A 23,613-nucleotide genomic window follows, 5' to 3' on the forward strand; every position below is an offset into this window, starting at 1 on the left:
CATTGAAATGGAATAGTTGTTTGCCTCTATGACCGAACAATCTGTATCGATTCGATCCATCTGCGTTTACTGCGGCTCAAGGCCGGGACGCGATCCTTCCCACATGGCGGCCGGGCGTGCTCTCGGAAGAGAGATCGCCGAATACGGCCTGCGCCTCGTCTATGGCGGGGGTACCAAAGGCATCATGGGCGCGGTTGCAAGCGGCGTGCTTTCAGGCGGCGGTCAGGTCACGGGCATCATTCCCGAATTCCTGATCGATATGGAAGCGACTCGCCACTCGCTCGGTCAGCTCAACGAACTCATTGTAACCCCTGACATGCATGCGCGCAAACACACCATGTTCGAGCGCTCCGATGCCTTCGTCGCGCTGCCCGGCGGCATCGGTACGCTGGAGGAGATCGTCGAGATCATGACCTGGGCGCAGCTCGGCCGCCACGAGAAGCCGATGGTCTTTGCCAACGTCAACGGTTTCTGGGATCCGATGATGGAGCTGATGCGCCATATGACCGAAGAAGGCTTCCTGCACACCGCCCACCGGGTGCAGCCGCTCGTCGTCGACGAGATCTCCGGCATCATTCCGGCGATCATGGCCCTGGCAGCCCAACTCGCGGCCGATCGTAACGGCGAGGACGAGGTGATTTCGAAGATGTAGGCGGGGGCGCCTTTGGAGCGGTTCGGCTTTCACATTTGCTGGAATTGCTCTAGCGCCCGCGGCTTCCCTTCAGCATCGACCAGCTATAGAGGAACAGCCCCGCCCAGATCAGCGGGAAGGCGATCATGCGCGCCGTGCCGAATGGCTCGTGGAAGACGAAGACCGCGATCAGGAAGATCATCGTCGGCGCGATATATTGCATGATACCGATCGTCGAGAGCTTCAACAGCTTGGCGCCGTTCGCATAAATCATCAGCGGTACGGCGGTGATGACGCCGCAGCCGAGCAGCAGGGTCGTGTCGGCAAGACCGGTGCGATAGAGGTGGCCCTGGCCGCTGCCGAATTCCAGATAGAGGATATAGAGGAGGGCCGGCCCGCTGAGGATCAGCACTTCGAGGAAGAAACCCTGGTTCGGCCCGAGTGGCAGCGTCTTGCGCAACAGGGCATAGAAACCCCAGCTAATCGCCAGCGTCAGCGCCACCCACGGGATGCCGCCGCTATCCAGCGCGAGAATGGCGACGGCAAGCGCCGCAAGCACGATCGCCGCGATCTGCAGCGGCTGCAGCTTTTCCTTGAGGAACACCGCGCCGAGGAAGATGCTGAACAGCGGATTGATGAAATAGCCAAGTGCTGCGTCGAGCGAATGGCCGGCGCCGATCGCCCAGACATAGGTACCCCAGTTGACCGTAATCAGCGACGCCGTCAGCGCCGCCATCGCCAGCATGCGCGGCGAGCTGAGTGCTGCGCGGATGTCCTGCGTGCGCCCGAGCACGATCAGCACGATGCCCGCCAAGGGCAGCGACCAGACGATGCGATGCGCGATCACCTCGGCCGGCGAGATATGCGCCACCGCCTTCATGTAGATCGGCAGGAAGCCCCAGAGCAGATAGGCCGTCAGTGCGAAGGCGAAACCGCGCGGACTGTCTTCGTTCTTGGCCAACGGAACGGATGCATCGGTCGACATCGGTGTTTCCATCTTTGTTCTTCTTCTGATCCGGCCTAGCTTAAGCGCCGTGAATAGGCCAATTCATTTCGTTGAATGAAGGGTGAGAGGATTTGAACCGGGAGACGAAGTGATGGACGAAGATATCCGACGCCCTTGGCTGGAAGACGAAGCCTGAAGGAAGCGAATGGCATTCGGGCGAGGGCTGGGGTCTCGTCGCTGGATCGGCGGAATAACCTTATTCCGCCGCGATCTTGCCCGCCAGCTGCCGGTTCTTCATCAGCTTGTAGATGACGGAATCCATCAACGCCTGGAACGAAGCGTCGATGATGTTCTCCGAGACGCCAACCGTCCACCAGCGCACACCGTCGCTGTCGGTGGATTCGATCAGCACGCGGGTGATCGCCTCCGTGCCGCCGTTGAGGATACGCACCTTGAAATCGGCGAGCACCAGATCGTCGATCTCGTGCTGGTACTTGCCGAAATCCTTGCGTAGCGCGAGGTCGAGCGCGTTGACCGGGCCTTCGGCATCGGCAACCGACATCAGCGTCTGGCCGTCGATGGTGATCTTGACCACCGCCTCCGAGACGATCTTCACGCGGCCGAGACTGTCGAAGCGGCGCTCGATCATCACGCGGAAGCCTTCGATGGTGAAGAATTCCGGGATCGTGCCGAGCGTGCGGCGCGCCAGTAGTTCGAAGCTCGCATCCGCGCCCTCATAGGCATAGCCGATGGATTCACGTTCCTTGACGATGGAGATCAGCAGGTCGAGCTTCGGATCGTCCTTGGCGACCGCGATGCCGCGCCGTTTCAGCGCATTGATGAAGTTCGCCTTGCCGCCCTGGTCGGACACCATAACCTTGCGGAAGTTGCCGACGGTTTCCGGTGGCACGTGTTCATAGGTCCGCGGGTCCTTGATCAGCGCCGATGCATGGATGCCGGCCTTGGTGGCGAAGGCGGAAGCACCGACATAGGGCATCTGGTGGTCGGGCGAGCGGTTGAGCAGCTCGTCGAAGGCATGCGAGAGCCGGGTGAGGTTGAGCAGCCGCTCCTCGTCGATCGCCGTTTCGAACCGTGTGTTGTAGGCGCTCTTCAGCGCCAGCGTCGGGATCAGCGTCACCAGATTGGCATTGCCGCAGCGCTCGCCGATGCCGTTCAGCGTGCCCTGGATCTGCCTGACGCCGGCTTCGACGGCGGCAAGCGAATTGGCGACCGCCTGGCCGGTGTCGTTATGCGCATGGATGCCGAGACAGTGCCCGGGAACGCCTGAGGCTATCACCGCCTCGACGATCGCCCGCACCTCCGGCGGCTGCGTGCCGCCATTGGTGTCGCAGAGCACCACCCAGCGGGCGCCGCTCTCATAGGCCGTCTTGGCGCAGGCGAGCGCATAGGCCGGATTGGCCTTGAAGCCGTCGAAGAAATGCTCGCAATCGACGATCGCCTCCTTGCCCGCGCCCACCGCCGCCTCGACGCTTTCGGCGATGCATTCGAGGTTTTCCTCGTTGGTGCAGCCAAGCGCCACCGCGACGTGATAATCCCAACTCTTGGCGACGAAACAGATGGCATCGCTTTTGGCCTGAAGCAGCCCGGCAATGCCGGGATCGTTGGAGACCGAAACGCCCGCCCGCTTCGTCATGCCAAAAGCGACGAAGCTGGCCTGGCTGGTGCGCTTCTCACTGAAGAAGGCGGTGTCCGTCGGATTGGCGCCGGGATATCCGCCCTCGACGTAGTCGAGGCCGAATTCGTCCAGCATGGCCGCGATCGCAATCTTGTCCTCGACGGAGAAATCGATGCCGGGCGTTTGCTGCCCGTCCCGGAGCGTCGTGTCGAAGAGGTAGATGCGTTCTTTCATGTCGTTTCCTCCCGCCAAGCGGGTTGTTATGAAGTGCGGATGCTGCCCCCATCCGGCTGCCGCCACCTCTCCCCATTTTCTGACGGGAAGAGGCTAGGGTGAGGGCTGCCCCAATACCAACGATCAGTCTTGCTTCCCGGCAAACTTATCCGTCGCCCGGATCAGTTGATCGAGAATCCCCGGTTCCGAATAGGCATGGCCCGCGCCCTCGATCAGGTGGAATTCCGCTTTCGGCCAGGCCTTATGCAGCAGCCAGGCATATTTGGCCGGGCAGGGCATGTCGTAGCGGCCATGCACGATGACGCCGGGAATATCCTTGAGCCTGCCGGCATCGCGGATCAACTGTCCCTCGTCCATCCAGCCGGCATGGGCGAAGAAATGGTTCTCGATGCGCGCAAATGCATAGGCGAATTCCGGCTCCCCGAACTTGAAGCTCGTCGAAGGTTCCGGCAGCAGCGTGATCGTTTCGCCTTCCCAGATGCTCCAGGCCTGCGCGGCCTCGAGGCGCACATTCCTGTCTTCATGCGTCAGGCGGCGATGATAGGCATGCATCATCTCATACCGCTCTTCCGGCGGAATGGGCGCGATGAACCGCTCCCACTTGTCAGGGAACATCTCCGAGACGCCGAATTGATAATACCAGTCGAGTTCGGCCTTGGTCAGCGTGTAGATGCCGCGCAGGATGAGCTCGGAGACGTGCTCTGGATGCGTCTCGGCATAGGCGAGCGCCAGCGTCGAGCCCCAGGAGCCGCCGAACACCTGCCAGCTGTCGACGCCGACCATCTCGCGCAGCCGCTCGATATCGGCAACGAGATGCCAGGTCGTGTTGGCTTGGAGTTCCGCATGTGGTGTCGACCTGCCGCAACCGCGCTGGTCAAACAGCATGACGTCGTAGAGAGCGGGATCGAAAAGCCGGCGATGGGCGGGCGAGATGCCGCCGCCCGGGCCGCCATGCAGGAAGACGGCGGGCTTGGCGCCAGGCGTTCCCGAGCGCTCCCAATAGATCACATGGCCGTCACCGACATCGAGATGGCCGGAAGCATAGAGTTCGATTTCGGGATAGAGCGTGCGTAGTATCTCGGTCATATCTTCACGCCTTTCGCGGGCCAGACTTCTGTGTCGTGATCGGGATGCTGGAAGGAGATGATCGCCTCCTGTCGTGAGTAGAAATCCTGATCCTTCAGCACCGGCGCCTCGAAGATTTCCTCGACCCAGGGCAGGCGGGCCTCGTAGTTGACCTGGATCAGCGGTGCGAGGTCGCTGCGGTCGTCGAAGGTGCCGATCGCAAGCTCCAGCCCGCCCGGATGACGATAGGTCATCGGCGTGCCGCAATTGCTGCAGAAGCCGCGGTCGATATTGACCGAGGACTGAAAGTAGCTCGGCTCGCCGCGCGTCCATTCCATCCCTTCCTCAGGCGCGGTGACGAGCGCCGAGAAGAAACCGCCGAACTGCTTCTGGCACATGCGGCAATGGCAGATCGAGGGGCGTCCTAGTCTGCCTGAGATGCGGAAGCGCACGGCGCCGCACTGGCATCCGCCTGTCTTTATCGTGTCCGTCATGAGCTTTCTCCGAGGGGCCAGCTTTTCGTGTCGTGGTCGGGGTGCTGATGGTTGCTTGCCGCGATCGCGTTCTCGCGGTCGGGAGTTTCAGCCTGTGGTTCCAGCGGCAGGCCGTCGAGCGCGTGAAACCAGGACATCTTGCGGCCGGTGTTCGATTGCATCACCGGCTTGACCGCATCGGGATCATCAAGCGATCCGAGCGTGATGTTGATGAATTCAGCCTCGGGAATTTCGTAGAACAGCGGCGTGCCGCAATCGCCGCAGAAGCCGCGCCGCACCAGATCCGAGGACTGAAACCATTTCGGCGCGCCGCGCGTCAGGGCAAAATCGCCGCGCATCGCGGCGGCAAGCGGCATGAAATAATTGCCGGCCGCCTTCTGGCACATGCGGCAATGGCAAAGATGGGGATAGCCGAGTTCGCCTTTGGCGCGGTAGCGCACCGCCCCGCACTGACACCCGCCGCTTCTGTCTGATTCTGTCGTCATCCGAGCTCCTTCGGTGGCCATGCCTGCGTCTCATGATTGGGATGCTGGTAGGAGACGAGCTCGAGCAGGAAGGGGGCGGCTTGCGCATCCTCTTCCGTCCGGTGCCCCGGCAATTCGTGCAGATGATCGACGAAACCGATCTTGCCCTCGATGCCGAATTGGACCACCGGCGGAAATGCCGAAGGGTCGTCGAAGGCGCCGGCGGCAATCGCCATTCCATCCGGCGCCTCGTAGGTCAGCGGCGTGCCGCAATCGCCGCAGAATCCGCGCTCGACGAAATTGGAAGAGCGGAAACTTTTCCGCTCTCCCCGTGTCCATTCGAAATCGGCGCCGCGCACCGAGACCAGCGGCGCATAATAGGCCCCGAACGCCTTCTGGCACATGCGGCAATGACAGATTGACGAATCCTTGAGGTCGCCGCTGACGCGGAAGCGGATCGCTCCGCATTGGCAGCCGCCGGTATAGGTGGTCATCTCTTGACCTCCCACGTCGTCACGCGCTCGCCCGTCACCGGATCCTTGCCGTCTTTCAGCTGGATGCCCTTCGCCGTCAGCTCGTCGCGGATCTTGTCGGCCTCAGTGAAGTTCTTCGCCTTCAGCATCTCGAGGCGCATTGCGACCAGGGCATCGATTGCCGATGCGACGGCTTCGTCGATCTCCATCTTTTTCGGCAGCAGGCCCAGAAGGTCGGCCGTTGCGGCAAAAGTGGCGCCCACGGCGGGATCCGTATGGGCAGCTTGCGCCAACGCATGCAATGCCTGCACCGCCGCCACCGTATTGAGGTCGTCCGAAAGCGCGTTCAGCACGCTTTCATCGGGCGCCGCATCGCCGGCATCTGTTGCCGGCCATTTGGCGAGCAGACGTTCGGCCTCTTCCAGTCGCTTGATCGAGAAATCGATCGGCTCGCGGTAATGCGTCATCAGCATGGCAAGGCGCAGCACCTCGCCCGGCCATTTGCGGCCGCCGAAGGTTTCCGTGTGCAGCAACTCGTGGATGGTGACGAAATTGCCTTCGGATTTCGACATCTTGCGGCCTTCGACCTGCAGGAAACCGTTATGCATCCAGACATTCGCCATCACCTCAGTACCGTGGGCGCAGCGCGACTGGGCGATCTCGTTTTCATGATGCGGGAAGATCAGGTCCAGCCCGCCGCCGTGAATGTCGAAGACATCGCCGAGATAACGCTTGCTCATCGCGGAGCATTCGATGTGCCATCCGGGCCGGCCGCGGCCCCAAGGGCTCTCCCAGCCGGGCTCGTTGTGGCTCGACAGTTTCCAGAGCACGAAATCGCCTGGATTCTTCTTGTGCGCGTCGACGGCGATGCGCGCGCCGGCCTGCTGTTCGTCGAGCGGGCGCTTCGAAAGCTGACCGTAATCCGCCATGGATTTGGTGTCGAACAGCACTTCGCCCGATGCGACATAGGCATGACCGTTGCCGATCAGCTTCTCGATGATCTCGGTCATCTCAACGATATTGTCGGTGGCACGCGGCTCGAAGTTCGGCTCCAGGCAGCCGAGTTCGGCGACATCGGTGTGAAATTGCGTCTCGGTCTTTTCCGTGACCGCGCGGATCGCGTCGTTGAGCGCCAGGCCCGGATGGTCCCGAAGCGCCCGCGCATTGATCTTATCGTCGACGTCGGTGATGTTGCGGGCATAAGTGACGTGGTCTTTGCCATAGACATGGCGCAGCAGCCGGAACAGCACGTCGAAGACGATGACCGGCCGGGCATTGCCGATATGAGCGAAGTCATAGACGGTCGGGCCGCAGACATACATGCGGACATTGTTGGGATCGATCGGCGAAAAGACCGATTTTTCCCGTGTCAGCGTGTTGTACAGCTTCAGTTCCGGCGTCGCGTCCATTTCACTCTCCCAAATGCACGATCAGAAAAATATCGCGACCGGCGGACCGGGGCGTTTCGCATCTTGACTATTTGGGAGACGAAAACGGCCGGGCCAGCGCTCGCGCTAGCGAATAATCTTCCGGCAGATAATGCAGATAACCGTTTTCATGGCGGGTTTTATGGCCCGGTTCGCGCTTCCGGTCAAGGGGGCGAAGAGCGATCCAACGGCAACAGGATCCACCCATCCGATGAATCGATCGCAGCCGCGACATCTGGTGAAACCGGTTTGCGCGCCCTTGAAATTCGCCCGCCATTTTCGCGGCGCAAATCTCGCATAGCCGGTTGAGAAGCTGTTGTTAATGGGGAGGAAGGGATGCGGAGACTGGCTCGATCGACGATCGGAGCGACTGCAATTCTGGTTGTCGCATTCGCGGCATATTTCGCATACGATTTCGGAATGCTTCGCTTCAACAATCCCTCCTTAAGCAGCTATCCGATCCAAGGCATCGATGTCAGCCATCACCAAGGTGACATCGATTGGAAGGCGGTTGCCTCGCAGGCGAATGTCCGCTTCGCCTTCATGAAGGCGACCGAGGGTGGAGATCATCGGGATTCCAAGTTCGCCGACAACTGGCAGCGCGCCGGAGATGCCGGAGTGGTCAGGGGCGCTTATCATTTCTTCACCTTCTGCCGACCGGGCAAGGATCAGGCGCAGAATGTGCTGGCGACCGTGCCGAAGGAGCAGGGAACTCTGCCCATCGCCATCGATCTGGAGTTTGTCGGCAATTGCAACAAGATCCCGACGCTCGAGGAAATGGCTGCCGAGGTGAACGCCTTCTTCACTGAGCTGAAGGGTACGTTTCCGGAGAAGCCTATTTTCTACGTCACTCAGGAGTTCTTCGATCAATATCTGAAAGGCAATGAATCGCGCTTTCCCGACCACCATCTGTGGCTGCGTAGTGTGTTCAGGGAACCGAGACAGGAAGAGTGCAGTCGTTGGTCAATCTGGCAATTTGCCGATAACGGCACCTTGGACGGCATCCAGGGACCGGTTGACCTCAATGCGCTTTGCCCGTCGGAAGCGGGCCTGGCGCATCTGTTCCCAGCAGTTGCAGCGAACTGAGACGACTACAGCGCCGCGCGTCTTTTGAGACGTGCAAAGGACGCTGTAGCACTTTGAATTGCTGCATAATTTTGTCCTTGAATCGATTCCGACTTAAGGAATTATGCAGGAGCTTATTCCGGCAGGCGGTAATCGACGAGCTTGTTCTCCCGCACGATGAACAGCTTACCCGTCTCGGTCACACCAGGCCCCAGCAACGGCAGGATCGCCTTCGCGACCTCGGAGGGATGCGGCAGCGTCTGCGGATCTTCGCCAGGCACCGCCTGCGCTCGCATCGCCGTGCGTGTCGCTCCCGGATCGACGCTGGTGACCCGCAGCGGTGTGCTTTGACTTTCACCGGCCCATGTGCGTGCCAGCGCCTCGACCGCAGCCTTGGAAGCGGAATAGGCGCCCCAGAAGGGCCGGCACTTGTGGGCCGCACCCGACGAGATGATCACCGCGCGGCCGGCAACCGAGCGGGCAAGCAGTGGGTCGACCGAGCGGATCAACCGCCATGTCGCGGTGACGTTGATGGTCATCACCTTCTCGAACACCTTCGCTTCGATATGGCCGATCGGCGAAATGACACCGAGCACGCCGGCATTGGCGACGAGGATGTCGAGCTTGCCCCAGCGCTCGAAGATCGAGCCGCCGAGCGCATCGATCGCATTCATGTCGGCAAGGTCGAAGGGCACGAGTGTCGCCGTGCCGCCGACGGCCTTGATCGCATCGTCGAGGTCCTCGAGCCCGCCGACCGTGCGGGCGCAGGCAATCACATGGGCGCCGGCTTTGGCAAGCTCCAGCGCCGTGAAATATCCGATGCCGCGCGACGCACCGGTGACGAGTGCGATCTTGCCCTCAAGATTGATATTCATGATGTGGTGTTCCCTCACGAGGGGAGAGGGGTGCGGTGAACCCCTCGGGATGGATAATGGGAAAGCCGAGCCGTGTCAGCCGTTGCTGGCGAGCATGGAAATCTTGTTGCCCATGGACTCGCCGTTCTTGTCGAGCAGACGGGTCGGATAGTCGCCGGTAAAATAGTGGTCGGTGAACTGCGGCCGGACCGGATTGCGATCCTCGCCGCCAACGGCGCGATAGAGGCCGTCGATCGACAGGAAGGCGAGCGAATCCGCACCGATATATTTGGCCATGGCTTCGACATCGGCATACTGATTTGCCAGCAGCTTGTCTGCGTCGGGCGTGTCGATGCCGTAGAAATCCGGGAAGAAGATCATCGGGCTTGCGACGCGGACATGGACTTCGCGCGCGCCGGCTTCACGGATCATCTGGACGATCTTGAGAGACGTCGTACCGCGCACGATGGAATCATCAACCAGCACCACGCGCTTGCCTTCGATCATTGCGCGGTTGGCGGAATGCTTCAGCTTCACACCGAAGGCCCGGATCTGCTGCGTCGGCTCGATGAAGGTGCGCCCGACATAATGGTTACGGATGATGCCGTATTCGAAGGGAATGCCGCTCTGCTGGGCATAGCCGAGCGCCGCAGGTGTGCCGCCATCCGGCACCGGCACGATCACGTCGGCATCGATGGGCGATTCCTTGGCGAGGTTCATGCCCATGCTTTTGCGCGTCGTGTAGACGTTGCGGCCGCCGACGACCGAGTCCGGACGGGCGAAATAGACATATTCGAACAGGCAGAGGCGCTCCGGCTGCGGCTTGCTGGGCTTGCGCGCATCGATGCTGATCGAGCCGTCAGGCTGGATTTCGCAGATGACGACCTCGCCGTTCTCAACGTCGCGGATGAACTTGGCGCCGATGATGTCGAGCGCGCAGGTTTCCGAGCAGAAGATCGGCTTACCGTCGAGTTCGCCCATGACCAGCGGGCGGATGCCGGTCGGGTCGCGTGCGGCAATCAGCTTCGTGCGCGTCATGGCAAGCATCGAATAGCCGCCTTCCATCTGGCGAATGGCATCGATGAAGCGGTCGGATGTGGAGGCGTGGCGGGAACGGGCGATGAGGTGGAGGACGACTTCGGTATCGGACGTCGACTGACAGATGGCGCCGGTAGCGATGATCTGGCGGCGCAGCGTCAGGCCGTTGGTGAAATTGCCGTTATGGGCAATGGCGATGCCGCCTTCCTCTAGTTCGGCAAAGAGCGGCTGCACGTTGCGCATGGCCACTTCGCCGGTTGTCGAGTAGCGGGTATGACCGATCGTAATGCTGCCGGGCAGGCGGGCAAGCGTCATCGGATTGGTATAGTGGTCACCGACGAGGCCCATGTGGCGCTCTTGATAAAAGCGCTTGCCGTCGAAGGAGACGATGCCGGCCGCTTCCTGTCCGCGATGTTGAAGCGCATGCAGGCCGAGCGCCGTCAGCGCGGCGGCATCGGGATGTCCCAAAATTCCGAAAACCCCGCATTCTTCATGCAGCGTATCTCCGTCGAGCGGATCGTCGGTCGGGATGGCATGGGACTGGTTCATTTCTGCGGGCCTCTGCTCTCACAAGAATGGATCGGCATTTCCAGAAATAGCTGAGCCCGGCGAAGCTGGAATGCCCGGCCGGACCCTCATTTCACGTTCCGCTCAAATGGCAATTGCCGGAAGGCGGGTCAAGCTCTTGAACACTGTGTCAATTCGCCGGCTGCTGCGCGCCGTCTGCGGGCGCGGTCGGTGCGTCTTCCGCCGGAGCCTGGTCGCCCGTCGGTGGAGTGGTACCTTCGGCGCCCTGTGCCGGCGGCTGCAGCTTATCACGGATGCTTTCCGGTATCATCTGGGCAAATTGCTCCGGCAGAACCGATTTCAGCTTCACGACCATCGAATCCAGGAAGGGTTTCGACTTCGCTTCGTTGACCCAGGCCGGACGGTGGTCGACATCGACCAGCCAGTTCCAGAAGGCGACGGCGACGACCAGGAGCAGCACGCCGCGCGCCGCCCCGAACAGGAAGCCGAGCGTGCGGTCGAGCGCGCCGACGCGGCTGTCGATGATGAAATCGGCGATCTTCATCGTGATGAAGGAGATGACGATGAGCGCGATCAGGAAGACGACCGCTGCTGAGCCGACGATCGCGATGCGGTCGTCATCGGTGTATTTTTTCGCGTAGGGCAGCAGGTACGGATAGAGGTAATAGGCAGCGGCGGCCGAACCGCCCCAGCTCGCGATCGAGAGGATCTCGCGCGAAAAGCCGCGGACCATCGCCAGCACGGCGGAGAAGAGCACGACGCCGATGACAATACCGTCGAAAATCGTAATGGGCATGTAAATTCAACTCCAGGACTGCCGCTTGGCGGCCGTGTCGTGCCTTATCGTGTGCCTCCTATATCATCACCATTCCCGGCAATGAAAGGATCAAACCTCGTCTTCCACACGCAGCGCTCCCTTCGATCCGGCGATGCGCGCGACCAGATCCGGCAGGCTTCCGACTTCGCTCCAGCGCCCGCTGGAGCCTTTCGGCAGTTCGGCGGAGGCGGATGGAAGCAGTGCTGCGGAAAAACCCAGCTTCTCGGCTTCCTTGAGGCGCTGGGCGGTGTGCGCAACCGGTCGGATGGCGCCCGACAGGCTGACTTCGCCGAAATAGACGCAATCGGCAGGAAGGGCAATACCGGCAAGCGAGGAAACGAGCGCCGAGGCGACGGCAAGATCGGCCGCCGGTTCTGAGATACGGTAACCGCCGGCGACGTTGAGGTAGACGTCGTGCTGGCCGAGCCGGACGCCGCAATGGGCCTCAAGCACTGCGAGGATCATCGACAGCCGGGCCGAATCCCACCCGACCACGGCGCGCCGCGGTGTGCCGAGCGAGGTCGGCGCCACCAGCGCCTGCACCTCGACGAGAATGGGACGCGTGCCCTCCATACCGGCGAAGACGGCAGCACCCGGCGATTTTTCGTTGCGCTCGCCGAGGAAGAGTTCCGAGGGGTTGGCGACTTCGCGTAAGCCTTTGTCTGACATTTCGAAGACGCCGATCTCGTCGGTCGGGCCGAAGCGGTTCTTGACCGTGCGCAGGATGCGGTAGTGATGGCCGCGATCGCCTTCGAAATAGAGCACGGCATCGACCATGTGCTCGACGACGCGCGGCCCGGCGATCTGCCCGTCCTTGGTCACATGCCCGACGAGCACCATGGCGGCACCTGTCTGCTTGGCGAAACGGATCATTGCCTGGACGCCGGTGCGCACCTGCGTGACCGTTCCCGGCGCGGATTCGGCAAGTTCGCTCCACAGCGTCTGGATGGAATCGATGATGACGAGGTCAGGGCGCTTACCCTCGGCGAGCGTCGCCAGAATATCCTCGACATTGGTTTCGGCCGCCAGCATTACGTCGGTATCGGCCGCCGCAAGGCGTTGCGCCCGCAGCCGGACCTGCGCCACGGCTTCTTCACCGGAGACGTAGATGATCTTGTGGCCGCGCCGCGCAAGGGCGGCGGCTGCCTGCATCAACAACGTCGATTTGCCGATGCCGGGATCACCGCCGATTAGCACCGCCGACCCGCGCACGAAGCCGCCGCCGAGCGCCCGGTCGAGCTCCGACATGGCGGTATGGATGCGTGGCGCCTCCTCGATCTCGCCGGAGAGTGCCGTCAGCGCCACCGGTCGGCCCTTTTTCGGCGTCTTGCCGGGACCGGAGCCGATCCCGCCCATCGGGTCTTCCTCGACGATGGTGTTCCATTCGCCGCAGTTCTCACATTTGCCGGCCCAGCGGTTATGAACCGTGCCGCAACTCTGGCAGATGAATTGTGTCCTGGCCTTCGCCATCAATTACTCTTTCAGTCCGGGTTTCCAAGCGAAGCAGACGCGCCGCCTCATCGAATCAATATCGTGCTTGGGATAATGGCTGTCGCGACGGATCAAAACTAATGATTTCCCCATCAGCGCGCCCGTGCCTATCCTTTGCTCCTGGTGCATCGGCCCGAAAATCGGAATCGATTTTCGGAAAGCACGATGCGAGGATTGAAAGTGCTACAGCGTCCTTTGCGCGTCTGAAAAGACGCGCGGCGCTGTAATCCCGGAACGGTGGAAGATGTTCGATTATTCGTTTGCGCACTGGCTTGCATTTCTGTCGGCGGCGGTTCTGCTCAACCTCTCGCCTGGACCCGATATCGCCTTCATCCTCGGTCACACGATGAGAAGCGGAAAACGTGCCGGTTTTTCCGCGCTGTTCGGCGTTTGGTCCGGCGCCTGCCTGCATGTTCTGATGGCGGCACTCGGCCTCTCGGCCATATTTGCAGCTTCCGCCGTCGCCTTCTCCACAGTCAAATGGATCGGCGCCGCCTATCTGGTCTGGCTCGGCATTCAGGCTTTGCGCTCCGGTGGCGGCGATGGCCTGATAAAGGCCGCCGGTGAAAGTTTGCCGGTTGCAAGAATCTACCGGCAGGGAATCCTGGTGTCGCTGCTCAATCCGAAAGTGGCGATATTCTTCCTGGCCTTCCTGCCGCAATTTGTCGTCGAAGGGGCAGGGCCGGCATGGGCGCAACTCATGCTGCATGGCGGGCTCATCATCGTCGTCGCCGCCTTCATCGAACCGCCACTCGTCCTTCTCGGCGGGCGCCTTGCGGATGCGATCAGGCATAATCAAAAAATCGGACTCTGGCTCGATCGCGGCCTCGGTGCGCTTTTCCTGGCGCTCGGTGTCCGTCTCGCCCTCAGCAGCCGCTGAATAGGAAGGCCGCTATTCCTCGGCCACGTAGCGCCGCTCGTGGCGCAGCCCCATGCTGGTCAGGATCTCATATCCGATCGTGCCGGATGCCCGCGCCACATCGTCCACCGGCATGTTCTTTCCGAACAACTCGACATAATCCCCGGCGCGCACGGCATTGTCAGGCAGATCGGTGATATCGAAGATCGTCAGGTCCATGGTGATCCGGCCGGCAACCGGAACCTTGTGTCCGGCGATGAAGCCTTGCCCGCCTTGCGGCACCACCTGGCGCAGCGGCACACCGCCGCTCGACTGGCTGCGCATGTAGCCGTCGGCATAACCGGCCGAGGCGATCGCCAGCCGACTTTTACGGCGAAGCTGCAGCGCCCGCCCATAGCTGACGGTCTCGCCGGCTTCGACGCTGCGCACCTGGATGATACGCGCTTCCGCCGTCGCCACCGGCCGCATCGGGTTCGCCATGCCGCTGACCGCTTCGCCGCCGTAGAGCGCGATGCCGGGGCGGGTCAGATCGAAGTGATAATCCTCGCCGAGAAAGATGCCGGCCGAGGCGGCAAGGCTTGAATCGATGCCTTCATAAGCGGCGCTAACCCTGTGGAATGATTCGAGCTGCTGCCGGTTCATCGCATGGGTGGGATCGTCGGCGCAGGCGAGGTGGCTCATGACAAGCACGGGCGCGAAGCTCGCAGGCCGTGAGACGTCGTCGACGAGCGCGATCGCATCGTCAATATGCAGTCCGAGCCGATTGAAGCCGGTATCGACATGCAGCGCGCAGGGGTAGTCGCCGTAATCGGCAAGCACCGCCATCCAGAAGGCGAGCTGTTCATCGGAGGAAATCACCGGCACCAGATCGTTTTCGAAGAAGCGCCGCTCAGTGCCTGGCCAGATGCCGGAAAGCACGAAGATGCGCGCCTCCGGCGCATAGAGGCGAAGCGTCACGCCCTCGTCGACGGTCGCGACGAAGAAGTCGCGCGCGCCGGCCATATAGAGCGCTTCGCCGGCATCCTCGATCCCCATGCCGTAAGCATCCGCCTTGACCACCGCCGAGGCGCGCGCCGTACCCGAGCGGCGCGCCATGTCGCGCCAGTTCTCCGTCAGAGCCGTCAAGTCGACGGTCAGCCGCAGGCCTGCCGAGGCAAAATTGTCGTCTTCGGGGGCGTCGAAAAATTCACTCATGATCCACATCAAAACAGAGGCCGGAGAAGGATTCTCCGGCCAGTTTAGAGGTCAATATTGTCGGGGGAAAGTCCGGCCGCTGCATTGCAGCACCGGCCCACGATCAGTGCTCTTCATATTGGGTGAAGGAGGGATCGGCGAGATCGGCAAAGCGCGTGAATTCTGCCTGGAAGGCGAGCTTCACCGTGCCCGTCGGCCCGTGGCGCTGCTTGGCGATGATGACGTCGGCAGTGCCCTTCACCTTGTCGAACAGCGCTTCCCATTCCGGATATTTCGGATCGTGGATGTCGCGCGGCTCCGAATTCTTGACGTAATATTCCTCGCGGAACACGAAGAGCACGACGTCGGCGTCCTGCTCGATCGAGCCGGATTCGCGAAGGTCGGACAGCTGCGGCCGCTTGTCGTCGCGGCTTTCGACCTGACGCGAGAGCTGCGACAGCGCGATGATCGGAACGTTGAGCTCCTTGCCGAGCGCCTTGAGGCCGGTGGTGATCTGGGTGATTTCCTGCACGCGGTTGTCGCTGGATTTGCCCGAGCCGGTCATCAGCTGAATGTAGTCGACCACAAGCACGTCGAGGCCGCGCTGGCGCTTCAGACGGCGCGCGCGGGCCGAAAGCTGGGCGATCGAGATGCCGCCGGTCTGGTCGATAAAGAGCGGCACCTTCTGCATCATCATCGAGCAGGCGACGAGCTTTTCGAAATCGGCATCGTTGATGTCGCCGCGGCGGATCTTCGAGGAGGAGACTTCGGTCTGCTCGGAGATGATACGGGTGGCGAGCTGCTCGGACGACATTTCGAGCGAATAGAAGCCGACGACGCCGCCGTTCTTTGCCTTCATACTGCCGTCCGACTGGACTTCGCCTTCGTAGGCGGCGGCAATATTGTAGGCGATGTTGGTGGCAAGCGAGGTCTTGCCCATGCCGGGGCGTCCGGCAAGGACGATCAAGTCCGACCGCTGCAGGCCGCCCATCTTGGAATCCAGCGAATGGATGCCGGTGGAAATGCCGGAAAGCCCGCCGTCACGTTCCTTGGCGACAGCCGCCATGTCGATCGCCAGCGCAACCGCATCGTTGAAAGCCTGGAAGCCGCCGTCGTAGCGGCCGTTTTCCGCCAATTCGAAGAGGCGGCGTTCCGTATCCTCGATCTGCGACTGCGGCGGCATGTCGAGCGGCGCGTCATAGGCGATGTTGACGACGTCCTCGCCGATGGTGATCAGCGCCCGGCGCAGCGCCAGATCGTAGATCGCCCGGCCGTAATCCTCGGCATTGATGACGGTGACGGCATTGCTGACGAGGCTCGCCAGGTATTGCGAAACCGTCATGTCGCCGACTTTCTCGTCGGCCTTCAGGAAGGTCTTGATCGTCACCGGATTGGCGATCTTGCCCATGCGGATGATATCGCCGGCAACCTCGAAGATCTTCCGGTGCAGCGGCTCATAGAGATGGATCGGCTTCAGGAAGTCCGACACCCGGTAATAGGCGTCGTTGTTCATCAGGATCGCACCCAGAAGCGCCTGCTCGGCTTCGATATTGTTGGGTGCTTCGCGATAATGCTGCTCCGACGGGGCAACAGCTGTAATCTTTCGAGCGGCGTCGTTCATCATCATCCGTTCTGTCTTTTTCCAGCTCCGGATTTGCAATTCCGGACGCGAAAATCAAGAGGCTACGAAAGGAGCGGGGGCTCGCTTCGCCTAAATCCTGAACGCTGTGCACGTTGTTCGACTTCTCCACAGTCTTGGGCGACACAAAGGAGAAATACTGGCAGTGTCACCCGCACGACACGGTATGGCGCCGACTCAGCCCATCCGTTTCGGAGAATGTCATTTTAGCGCGATGCGATAAGGCACGCAGCAAAAACATCCGGAAGATCCCCTTTAAAAAAAGCGAACCGATCGGCGGCCCATATCGAAGGGACGGAAACGAAAAAGCCCGGCGCGGTGGCCGGGCTTTCCCTCACGCGGATCGCTCCGACGAGAATTATGCTTCGTCTTCGTCGACGCCGTCGGCTTCCGGATCGAAGAAGTCTTCCGGACGCAGCGCGTCTTCGTCGACGCCGTAGATCGCGTCGACCGAGGTGAGTTCTTCGCCCTTGGACTGGCGCTCTGCCTCTTCGGCCGAACGGGCAACGTTCAGCTCGACGTGGATTTCGACTTCGGCATGCAGCTGCAGCTCGACCTTGTGCAGGCCGATCGACTTGATCGGCGTGTTGAGGTGAACCTGGTTGCGGCCGATGTTGAAGCCTTCGGCGCCGAGAATCTCGACGACGTCACGGGCAGCAACCGAACCGTAGAGCTGGCCGGTTTCACCGGCGGAACGCACGACGATGAAGGACTTGCCGTCGAGAACGTCGGCGACCGTCTGGGCTTCCGACTTGCGCTCGAGGTTGCGGGCTTCGAGCGTCGCGCGCTCGGCTTCGAAGCGGGTCTTGTTGGCGGCGTTGGCGCGCAGCGCCTTGCCGAGCGGCAGCAGGTAGTTGCGGGCAAAGCCGTCGCGAACCTTTACGGTTTCGCCCATCTGGCCGAGCTTGGAGATGCGTTCGAGAAGGATGACTTCCATTTTCTTTTTCCTTTCTTGTGTCTCAGATTTTCGTATCGGATTGTTTGGGGGCATCAGCATCTTTCGTCGGAGTCAGTGCGATCGCCTTGCGCGTATCGCTGAGACCGAGGACGAGGATGAGGAGAGCTGGCAGCAGCATGAGCATCGAGGCCAGATAGCAGAGGATGAGGGCTGGTATGCGCCAGTCCTTGCCGCGCGTGCGGAAATGCAGCGAGGCGAAACCGGAAAGCATGAAGCCGGCGCCGAAGGCGCCGATCACGGTCGCACCAACCAGCGCCGGGACGCCGCCGAAAAAGCAGGCGGCAAGTCCGGCCAGGAAGATGAAGATCGAGTTGCGGTTCATGCGCAGCGACGAGGGAATATCCTCGCGCGGACGAAGGCCGCGGCCGGACGCCGCAACGATGCGCACGGCGAAATAATAAGCCGCAAACAGCATGGCGACCCACATGCCGCCCTGCAATGCCGGCAGCATCAGCAGGATCAGCGACTTGGTCTGCGCGGTCGCCGCCGGATCGGGCATGAATTCCGGCTGCTGCTGCTTGAGCGAGGTGATCAGCAGATCGACGATCGGATCGGTGATCTCAGGGCCGTAGCCGATGATCACACCGATGACGATGACGGCGAGCGTCACCAGACCGCAGAGATGCAGCAGGATATCGGAGAGCGGATACCAGGCGAGCAGATGGTCGGGGCCGCCGAGTTCGGAGGCCGGACGCGCCAGATTGGCGAGATGGCTGAGCCAACCGGCCGGCAGCAGCGTCACCATCGTCATGATCAGCGCGAAGGAGGGCGAGATCAAGATCGCGCCGAGTGCCGCAGCGCTGACGACGGCCGAGACCGCGGCGGTATTGCCCCAGCCGAGCCCGACGATCAGGATCGGCAGAGCCGAAGCCGTATAGAGGAGAGCGCTGAAAAACGACGGCTGCATGCTCGCGCCCAGCACCAGCAGGGCGGCGGTCAATCCGGCGAGTGCGCCGATCAGCAGCGTTCTAATGTTCGGTCGTTTCAAGGTCGCTGTCCTGCTTCATCAAGCAGTTAGAGGATGTTGCTGAATCAAATTCAGAAACGTCTCAACATGGGTTTTAAGAATTCCGATCCGCGCCCATCGCGAAAGGGAGAAGGGAAGGCACGAATGCCTTCCCTCAAAGGTGTTGGCGTCGACTGATTAGGCGACGACGTAGGGCAGCAGGCCGAGGAAACGGGCGCGCTTGATCGCCTGGGCGAGTTCGCGCTGCTTCTTCTGGGAAACGGCCGTGATGCGGGACGGAACGATCTTGCCGCGCTCGGAAATGTAGCGCTGCAGCAGGCGTACGTCCTTGTAGTCGATCCGCGGCGCGTTGGCGCCGGAGAACGGGCAGGTCTTGCGGCGGCGATGGAACGGGCGGCGGACCGGAGCGGAGGAAGTTTCAGACATATCTCAGATCTCCCTTATACACGGTCTTCGCGCGGACGGCGCGGACGGTCGTCACGGTCGCCGAAGCCACCTTCACGCGGCGGACGCGGACCACGGTCGCGATCACCGAAGCCGCCTTCACGCGGGCCACGGCCGCCTTCACGCGGACGGTCGTCACGGTCGCGCTTCTGCATCATGGCAGACGGACCTTCTTCATGCTTCTCGACGGCGATCGTCATGTAGCGAAGAACGTCTTCGCTGATGCGCATCTGACGTTCCATTTCCTGGACGGCAGCAGCCGGGGCATCAATGTCCATCAGGGCGTAGTGCGCCTTACGGTTCTTCTTGATGCGGTAGGTGAGGGACTTGAGGCCCCAGTTCTCGATACGCCCGACCTTACCGCCGTTAGCTTCGATCACACCCTTGTACTGTTCTACGAGGGCATCGACCTGCTGAGCGGAAATATCCTGCCGGGCAAGGAATACATGTTCATAAAGAGCCATGACAGCTTTGCCTTTCTTGCGTTTGGTTCAACCCGATATTCGGCGGCTAAGCCTCAACGACTGCTCCTGATTGGGCGGACCCAGGCAAGAAAGCGTTTCCGAGACGGTCGAGAGCGGAGACACGGGAGGCTGGAACGCTTCCGTTCCGAACGATTTCCAAGAGGAAACCGGCCCTCCGTTCAGCCACCAGCCAGAAGACCGGGTTAACGAACAGGGCGGCTTATACGGATTTTTTGCGGAAAGGCAAGCGCAATCGGGTAATCGAACCCGACGCAAACCGGTGGGCGGAGCATGATGCCGAAAAGTGTGAGCGGTTTTCGGACGACATCATGCTCCGATCCGGTTCTAGCGTCGGGCAGGCGCCAAGGAATATCATCAAAGCGTCAGCGGATATTGCCGGTGCACCTTGGCGATCTCCGCAAGCACCTCGTCCGAAAGCGTCAGGTCGGCAGCGCCGATATCGACTTTCAACTGCTCCATCGACGTCGCGCCGATGATGACCGACGCCATGAACGGCCTTGATCGGCAGAAGGCAAGCGCCATCGCCGCCGGGTCGAGACCGTAGGTTGCCGCGATCTGCAGATAGGCTTTGGTCGCCGGCTCCTGCAGCGGCTGCAGCCGGCCGCCGATATCGGGGTTGATCGAACCGCGCGAACCCTTCGGCCTGCCGCCATCGACATATTTTCCGGACAGGATGCCGCCGGCGAGCGGCGAATAGGCGAGCAGCCCGACATCCTCGTGATGCGAGAGTTCGGCGAGATCGAGATCGAAATGACGGTAGAGCAGATTATATTCGTTCTGGACGCTCGCAACGCGCGGCAGGTTCTTCTGTTCGGAGAGCGTCAGATATTTCTGTATGCCCCAGGTGGTCTCGTTGGAAAGGCCGATCGCGCGGATCTTGCCTTCCTGCACCAGCGCGCCGAGCGTTTCCAGGATGTCGAGCATGTTGGCGACGGCCTTGTCGCGATCCTGGTTGAAGGGATTGTAGCTCCAGTTCTGGCGGAAATGGAAATGGCCGCGGTTCGGCCAGTGGATCTGGTAGAGATCGACGTAGTCGGTCTTCAGCCGCGCCAGGCTGGCCTCGAGCGCCAGGCGGATATTCCTAGCATCGGCGCCCTCACCGCCGCGTATATAGTCGCGGCCGCGGCCCGCGACCTTGGTGGCGAGCACGATATCCCCACGCTTGCCGGTCTTCTCGAACCAGCTGCCGATATAGTCTTCGGTCCAGCCCTGTGTCGCCGCAGAAACTGGGGTGGTCGGATAAAGCTCGGCCGTATCGAAGAAATTGACGCCCTTTTCGACGGCGTAGTCCATCTGCGCATGAGCATCGGCTTCGCTGTTCTGCGAACCCCAGGTCATCGTGCCAAGGCAAATCTCTGAAACGGAAATCTCGGTGCGCCCTAGTGAATTGTACTTCATGAAAAAACCTTGGGAGAGAGGTGAAAGCCTTGGGGAGGTCCGCGCAAATCTAGGCTGGATTTGGCGGAGCGCAAGAGCAAAAACCGGGCTTTTGCGCGCGCGCGAAAGGCTTTGCGGAGAATGAGCCGCCACTTGACTCTGCCGGAAAGAATGTCAATTGGAGGCAAAACAGCCTTAAGGGGCGTAATCAGGGACATGAAAATGACCATCGCTTTCACTTTTCCCGGTCAGGGCAGTCAGGCCGTCGGCATGGGCAAGGATCTCGCCGAGAATTTCGCGGAAGCTCGCGCCGTTTTCGAAGAGGTCGATCAGGCACTCGGTGAAAAGCTTTCGGACGTCATGTTCAACGGTCCCGAGGATACGTTGACCTTGACGGCGAATGCCCAGCCGGCGCTGATGGCCGTCTCGATCGCCGTCGTCCGCGTTCTCGAAGCAAAAGGGCTGGATCTGAAGTCGAAGGTCGCTTACGTCGCCGGTCATTCGCTCGGCGAATATTCGGCACTTTGCGCCGCCGGCACCTTTTCGCTCGCCGATACCGCGCGGCTGTTGCGCATCCGTGGCAATGCCATGCAGGCGGCCGTCCCCGTCGGCGTCGGCGCCATGGCCGCGATCATCGGCCTCGAACATGCCGACGTCGTTGCCGTCTGCGAGGCAGCGGCCACCGCCGGTGCCTGCCAGATCGCCAACGACAATGGCGGCGGCCAGATCGTCATCTCGGGCGAGAAGGCCGCCGTCGAAAAGGCGGCCGGCCTTGCGACCGACAAGGGCGCCAAGCGCGCCATTCTGTTGCCGGTCTCCGCTCCGTTCCATTCGACACTGATGGCGCCCGCCGCCGACGCCATGCGCGAAGCGCTGGCAAAGGTCGCCAAATCCGATCCTGTCGTACCCGTCATCGCCAATGTCCGTGCCGCCCCCGTGACAGGCGCCGACGAGATCGCCAGCCTCCTGGTCGAGCAGGTGACCGGCCAGGTCCGCTGGCGCGAGACCGTGGAATGGTTCGCCGGTAATGGCGTCACGACGCTTTATGAACTCGGTTCCGGCAAGGTGCTGACCGGCCTTGCCCGCCGCATCGACAAGACGATCAACGGCATCTCCGTCAACGGTCCGGCGGATATCGACGCGGCCGTCGCCGCCCTCATGGCCTGATTGGTATCTCCAGATATAAGGAACGTTTCCATGTTCGATCTTTCCGGCCGCAAGGCTCTCGTCACCGGCGCTTCCGGCGGTATCGGCGAGGAAATCGCCCGCCTTCTTCATAAGCAGGGCGCCATCGTCGGCCTGCACGGTACCCGCGTCGAGAAACTGGAAGCGCTGGCCGCCGATCTCGGCGAGCGCGTCAAGATCTTCCCGGCCAACCTGTCCGACCGCGATGAGGTCAAGGCGCTCGGCCAGAAGGCCGAGGCCGACCTCGAAGGCGTCGACATCCTCGTCAACAATGCCGGCATCACCCGCGACGGCCTCTTCGTGCGCATGAGCGACGAGGACTGGGACAGCGTCATCGAAGTGAACCTGACATCGACCTTCCGCCTGACGCGCGAATTGACGCATCCGATGATGCGTCGCCGCTATGGCCGCATCATCAACATCACCTCGGTCGTCGGCGTCACGGGCAATCCGGGGCAGGCCAATTACTGCGCCTCCAAGGCCGGCATGATCGGCTTCACCAAGTCCTTGGCGCAGGAAATTGCCACCCGCAACGTGACGGTCAACTGCGTGGCACCCGGCTTCATCGAGAGCGCCATGACCGGCAAGCTGAACGACAAGCAGAAGGAAGCGATCATGGGGGCGATCCCGATGAAGCGGATGGGCACGGGCGGTGAGGTCGCTTCGGCGGTTGCTTACCTTGCCTCCTCCGAGGCCGCTTATATGACGGGCCAGACGCTGCACGTAAACGGCGGCATGGCGATGATCTGAAACGACAAACTGTTGGCATGGGAATATTTCCGCCAATAGCATGTTGAGCAATCACGAACCGTTGATTTTCTGGCTTTGCGGCAGACATAAAGCATGTTAAGCGGGCCATGACTGTGAACAGTCGTCCCGAGAAAGCAGACGGACCGGCGGGCTTTTTGCAAGCCTGGAACATCTCTGAAGCCGGGTAAACGAGTTTGCCGAGGATGTCTGAAAACATCGCAGGCTGAAACAGGGTAAGGGTGCCGCAACGGCATTCCGATCAGGACATAAGGTCGAGGAAACCGACATGAGCGATATCGCAGAACGCGTAAAGAAAATTGTTATTGATCATCTTGGCGTCGATGCCGACAAGGTCGTCGAGAGCGCCAGCTTTATCGACGATCTGGGCGCTGACTCGCTCGACACGGTCGAACTTGTCATGGCTTTCGAAGAAGAATTCGGCGTTGAAATTCCTGACGACGCTGCCGACTCGATCCTGACGGTCGGCGATGCAGTGAAGTTTATTGAGAAGGCCCAGGCCTGATCCTGTGAATTTGAGAAAGGGCGGGCCTGGAGTCCGCCCTTTTCTTTTCGGCATACTTCTCCATAGAACATAAGAGACGGGGGAAAGCAC

At 61.3% G+C, this 23,613-nt stretch carries 24 protein-coding genes; 6 read left to right on the forward strand and 18 right to left on the reverse strand.

All coding sequences use genetic code 11. The features are described from left to right. The first annotated feature begins 28 nt into the window (after window positions 1–28). Entirely contained in the window at window positions 29–652 is a 624-nt protein-coding gene (locus tag ELH03_RS05985; protein ID WP_128401232.1) for an LOG family protein, read from the forward strand. A 49-nt stretch (window positions 653–701) separates the two neighbouring features. Here the strand turns inward: ELH03_RS05985 and rarD are convergent, their stop codons facing one another. From rarD to cysS, 7 genes are all read right to left on the reverse strand, one after another. Further along, entirely contained in the window at window positions 702–1,616 is a 915-nt protein-coding gene (rarD, locus tag ELH03_RS05990) for an EamA family transporter RarD (protein ID WP_128401334.1), read from the reverse strand. A 217-nt stretch (window positions 1,617–1,833) separates the two neighbouring features. After that, window positions 1,834–3,447 carry a citramalate synthase gene (gene cimA / locus ELH03_RS05995; protein WP_128401233.1) on the reverse strand — a complete coding sequence of 538 codons (1,614 nt, stop codon included), beginning with the start codon at window positions 3,445–3,447 and terminating at the stop codon, window positions 1,834–1,836. Window positions 3,448–3,570: 123 nt separating this feature from the next. Then, window positions 3,571–4,533 carry a prolyl aminopeptidase gene (gene pip, locus ELH03_RS06000; RefSeq protein ID WP_130766166.1) on the reverse strand — a complete coding sequence of 321 codons (963 nt, stop codon included), beginning with the start codon at window positions 4,531–4,533 and terminating at the stop codon, window positions 3,571–3,573. Next, window positions 4,530–5,006 (reverse strand): GFA family protein, encoded by a 477-nt coding sequence (locus ELH03_RS06005; protein WP_017963695.1) that lies wholly within the window; start codon window positions 5,004–5,006, stop codon window positions 4,530–4,532. The genes pip and ELH03_RS06005 overlap by 4 nt, the downstream gene beginning before the upstream one ends. Further along, entirely contained in the window at window positions 5,003–5,491 is a 489-nt protein-coding gene (locus ELH03_RS06010; protein WP_128401235.1) for a GFA family protein, read from the reverse strand. The genes ELH03_RS06005 and ELH03_RS06010 overlap by 4 nt, the downstream gene beginning before the upstream one ends. Beyond that, window positions 5,488–5,964, reverse strand: a complete 477-nt coding sequence (locus ELH03_RS06015; protein ID WP_128401236.1) for a GFA family protein — start codon at window positions 5,962–5,964, stop codon at window positions 5,488–5,490. Before ELH03_RS06015 ends, ELH03_RS06010 begins: the two co-directional genes overlap by 4 nt. Further along, window positions 5,961–7,352, reverse strand: coding sequence for a cysteine--tRNA ligase (gene cysS / locus ELH03_RS06020; RefSeq protein ID WP_128401237.1), 1,392 nt, complete (start codon window positions 7,350–7,352; stop codon window positions 5,961–5,963). Before cysS ends, ELH03_RS06015 begins: the two co-directional genes overlap by 4 nt. 354 nt (window positions 7,353–7,706) lie before the next feature. Between cysS and ELH03_RS06030 the strand changes: the two genes are divergently transcribed. Beyond that, complete coding sequence (locus ELH03_RS06030) at window positions 7,707–8,456, forward strand: glycoside hydrolase family 25 protein (RefSeq protein WP_128401239.1); 750 nt, start codon at window positions 7,707–7,709, stop codon at window positions 8,454–8,456. A 113-nt stretch (window positions 8,457–8,569) separates the two neighbouring features. Here the strand turns inward: ELH03_RS06030 and ELH03_RS06035 are convergent, their stop codons facing one another. The 4 genes from ELH03_RS06035 to radA form a co-directional block, all read right to left on the reverse strand. After that, a complete protein-coding gene (locus tag ELH03_RS06035; protein ID WP_128401240.1) occupies window positions 8,570–9,310 on the reverse strand; it encodes an SDR family NAD(P)-dependent oxidoreductase in 741 nt (246 codons plus the stop codon). Between the two features lie 75 nt (window positions 9,311–9,385). After that, the gene (gene purF / locus ELH03_RS06040; protein WP_128401241.1) at window positions 9,386–10,876 is read right to left on the reverse strand and encodes an amidophosphoribosyltransferase; all 1,491 of its coding nucleotides are present in this window, start codon (window positions 10,874–10,876) and stop codon (window positions 9,386–9,388) included. 148 nt (window positions 10,877–11,024) lie between these two features. After that, complete coding sequence (locus ELH03_RS06045) at window positions 11,025–11,651, reverse strand: CvpA family protein (RefSeq protein WP_003547015.1); 627 nt, start codon at window positions 11,649–11,651, stop codon at window positions 11,025–11,027. A 90-nt stretch (window positions 11,652–11,741) separates the two neighbouring features. Continuing rightward, window positions 11,742–13,142 (reverse strand): DNA repair protein RadA, encoded by a 1,401-nt coding sequence (radA, locus tag ELH03_RS06050; RefSeq protein ID WP_128401242.1) that lies wholly within the window; start codon window positions 13,140–13,142, stop codon window positions 11,742–11,744. A 265-nt stretch (window positions 13,143–13,407) separates the two neighbouring features. Between radA and ELH03_RS06055 the strand changes: the two genes are divergently transcribed. Further along, entirely contained in the window at window positions 13,408–14,043 is a 636-nt protein-coding gene (locus ELH03_RS06055; RefSeq protein ID WP_128401243.1) for a LysE family translocator, read from the forward strand. Between the two features lie 12 nt (window positions 14,044–14,055). Here the strand turns inward: ELH03_RS06055 and alr are convergent, their stop codons facing one another. From alr to ELH03_RS06090, 7 genes are all read right to left on the reverse strand, one after another. Then, on the reverse strand, window positions 14,056–15,225 hold the full coding sequence (gene alr, locus ELH03_RS06060) for an alanine racemase (RefSeq protein ID WP_197727717.1): 1,170 nt from the start codon (window positions 15,223–15,225) through the stop codon (window positions 14,056–14,058). 94 nt (window positions 15,226–15,319) lie between these two features. Next, the gene (locus tag ELH03_RS06065) at window positions 15,320–16,816 is read right to left on the reverse strand and encodes a replicative DNA helicase (RefSeq protein WP_062942152.1); all 1,497 of its coding nucleotides are present in this window, start codon (window positions 16,814–16,816) and stop codon (window positions 15,320–15,322) included. A gap of 376 nt (window positions 16,817–17,192) precedes the next feature. After that, on the reverse strand, window positions 17,193–17,771 hold the full coding sequence (gene rplI / locus ELH03_RS06070; protein ID WP_003547025.1) for a 50S ribosomal protein L9: 579 nt from the start codon (window positions 17,769–17,771) through the stop codon (window positions 17,193–17,195). A gap of 22 nt (window positions 17,772–17,793) precedes the next feature. Continuing rightward, window positions 17,794–18,780, reverse strand: coding sequence for a DUF2232 domain-containing protein (locus ELH03_RS06075; protein WP_128401245.1), 987 nt, complete (start codon window positions 18,778–18,780; stop codon window positions 17,794–17,796). Window positions 18,781–18,936: 156 nt separating this feature from the next. Beyond that, window positions 18,937–19,185 (reverse strand): 30S ribosomal protein S18, encoded by a 249-nt coding sequence (rpsR, locus tag ELH03_RS06080; RefSeq protein WP_003547038.1) that lies wholly within the window; start codon window positions 19,183–19,185, stop codon window positions 18,937–18,939. 14 nt (window positions 19,186–19,199) lie between these two features. After that, window positions 19,200–19,667: a 30S ribosomal protein S6 gene (gene rpsF, locus ELH03_RS06085; RefSeq protein ID WP_003547040.1), complete on the reverse strand. Its 468-nt coding sequence runs from the start codon at window positions 19,665–19,667 to the stop codon at window positions 19,200–19,202. Between the two features lie 375 nt (window positions 19,668–20,042). Beyond that, window positions 20,043–21,086, reverse strand: coding sequence for an aldo/keto reductase (locus ELH03_RS06090; protein ID WP_128401246.1), 1,044 nt, complete (start codon window positions 21,084–21,086; stop codon window positions 20,043–20,045). Between the two features lie 201 nt (window positions 21,087–21,287). Here ELH03_RS06090 and fabD point away from each other — a divergent pair, with 201 nt between their 5' ends. The 3 genes from fabD to ELH03_RS06110 all read left to right on the forward strand — a co-directional run bounded on the left by fabD (window position 21,288) and on the right by ELH03_RS06110 (window position 23,523). Then, window positions 21,288–22,232 (forward strand): ACP S-malonyltransferase, encoded by a 945-nt coding sequence (gene fabD, locus ELH03_RS06100; RefSeq protein WP_128401247.1) that lies wholly within the window; start codon window positions 21,288–21,290, stop codon window positions 22,230–22,232. A 30-nt stretch (window positions 22,233–22,262) separates the two neighbouring features. Next, entirely contained in the window at window positions 22,263–23,000 is a 738-nt protein-coding gene (gene fabG, locus ELH03_RS06105; RefSeq protein WP_128401248.1) for a 3-oxoacyl-[acyl-carrier-protein] reductase, read from the forward strand. A gap of 286 nt (window positions 23,001–23,286) precedes the next feature. Continuing rightward, window positions 23,287–23,523, forward strand: coding sequence for an acyl carrier protein (locus tag ELH03_RS06110; protein ID WP_003547058.1), 237 nt, complete (start codon window positions 23,287–23,289; stop codon window positions 23,521–23,523). The last annotated feature ends 90 nt before the right edge of the window (window positions 23,524–23,613 follow it).

Origin of the sequence: Rhizobium beringeri (assembly GCF_004306515.1) — a bacterium.
GTDB lineage: Bacteria > Pseudomonadota > Alphaproteobacteria > Rhizobiales > Rhizobiaceae > Rhizobium > Rhizobium beringeri.

Coding starts and splice junctions, on each gene's coding strand:
- ELH03_RS06035 (WP_128401240.1), bottom strand. CDS start 9,310: ATGAATATCAATCTTGAGGGCAAGATCGCACTCGTCACCGGTGCGTCG.
- ELH03_RS06055 (WP_128401243.1), top strand. CDS start 13,408: ATGTTCGATTATTCGTTTGCGCACTGGCTTGCATTTCTGTCGGCGGCG.
- purF (WP_128401241.1), bottom strand. CDS start 10,876: ATGAACCAGTCCCATGCCATCCCGACCGACGATCCGCTCGACGGAGAT.
- ELH03_RS06065 (WP_062942152.1), bottom strand. CDS start 16,816: ATGAACGACGCCGCTCGAAAGATTACAGCTGTTGCCCCGTCGGAGCAG.
- ELH03_RS06010 (WP_128401235.1), bottom strand. CDS start 5,491: ATGACGACAGAATCAGACAGAAGCGGCGGGTGTCAGTGCGGGGCGGTG.
- rpsF (WP_003547040.1), bottom strand. CDS start 19,667: ATGGCTCTTTATGAACATGTATTCCTTGCCCGGCAGGATATTTCCGCT.
- ELH03_RS05985 (WP_128401232.1), top strand. CDS start 29: ATGACCGAACAATCTGTATCGATTCGATCCATCTGCGTTTACTGCGGC.
- ELH03_RS06090 (WP_128401246.1), bottom strand. CDS start 21,086: ATGAAGTACAATTCACTAGGGCGCACCGAGATTTCCGTTTCAGAGATT.
- cysS (WP_128401237.1), bottom strand. CDS start 7,352: ATGGACGCGACGCCGGAACTGAAGCTGTACAACACGCTGACACGGGAA.
- fabD (WP_128401247.1), top strand. CDS start 21,288: ATGACCATCGCTTTCACTTTTCCCGGTCAGGGCAGTCAGGCCGTCGGC.
- ELH03_RS06110 (WP_003547058.1), top strand. CDS start 23,287: ATGAGCGATATCGCAGAACGCGTAAAGAAAATTGTTATTGATCATCTT.
- ELH03_RS06015 (WP_128401236.1), bottom strand. CDS start 5,964: ATGACCACCTATACCGGCGGCTGCCAATGCGGAGCGATCCGCTTCCGC.
- ELH03_RS06030 (WP_128401239.1), top strand. CDS start 7,707: ATGCGGAGACTGGCTCGATCGACGATCGGAGCGACTGCAATTCTGGTT.
- alr (WP_197727717.1), bottom strand. CDS start 15,225: ATGTGGATCATGAGTGAATTTTTCGACGCCCCCGAAGACGACAATTTT.
- rpsR (WP_003547038.1), bottom strand. CDS start 19,185: ATGTCTGAAACTTCCTCCGCTCCGGTCCGCCGCCCGTTCCATCGCCGC.
- fabG (WP_128401248.1), top strand. CDS start 22,263: ATGTTCGATCTTTCCGGCCGCAAGGCTCTCGTCACCGGCGCTTCCGGC.
- ELH03_RS06045 (WP_003547015.1), bottom strand. CDS start 11,651: ATGCCCATTACGATTTTCGACGGTATTGTCATCGGCGTCGTGCTCTTC.
- pip (WP_130766166.1), bottom strand. CDS start 4,533: ATGACCGAGATACTACGCACGCTCTATCCCGAAATCGAACTCTATGCT.
- cimA (WP_128401233.1), bottom strand. CDS start 3,447: ATGAAAGAACGCATCTACCTCTTCGACACGACGCTCCGGGACGGGCAG.
- rarD (WP_128401334.1), bottom strand. CDS start 1,616: ATGTCGACCGATGCATCCGTTCCGTTGGCCAAGAACGAAGACAGTCCG.
- radA (WP_128401242.1), bottom strand. CDS start 13,142: ATGGCGAAGGCCAGGACACAATTCATCTGCCAGAGTTGCGGCACGGTT.
- ELH03_RS06005 (WP_017963695.1), bottom strand. CDS start 5,006: ATGACGGACACGATAAAGACAGGCGGATGCCAGTGCGGCGCCGTGCGC.
- rplI (WP_003547025.1), bottom strand. CDS start 17,771: ATGGAAGTCATCCTTCTCGAACGCATCTCCAAGCTCGGCCAGATGGGC.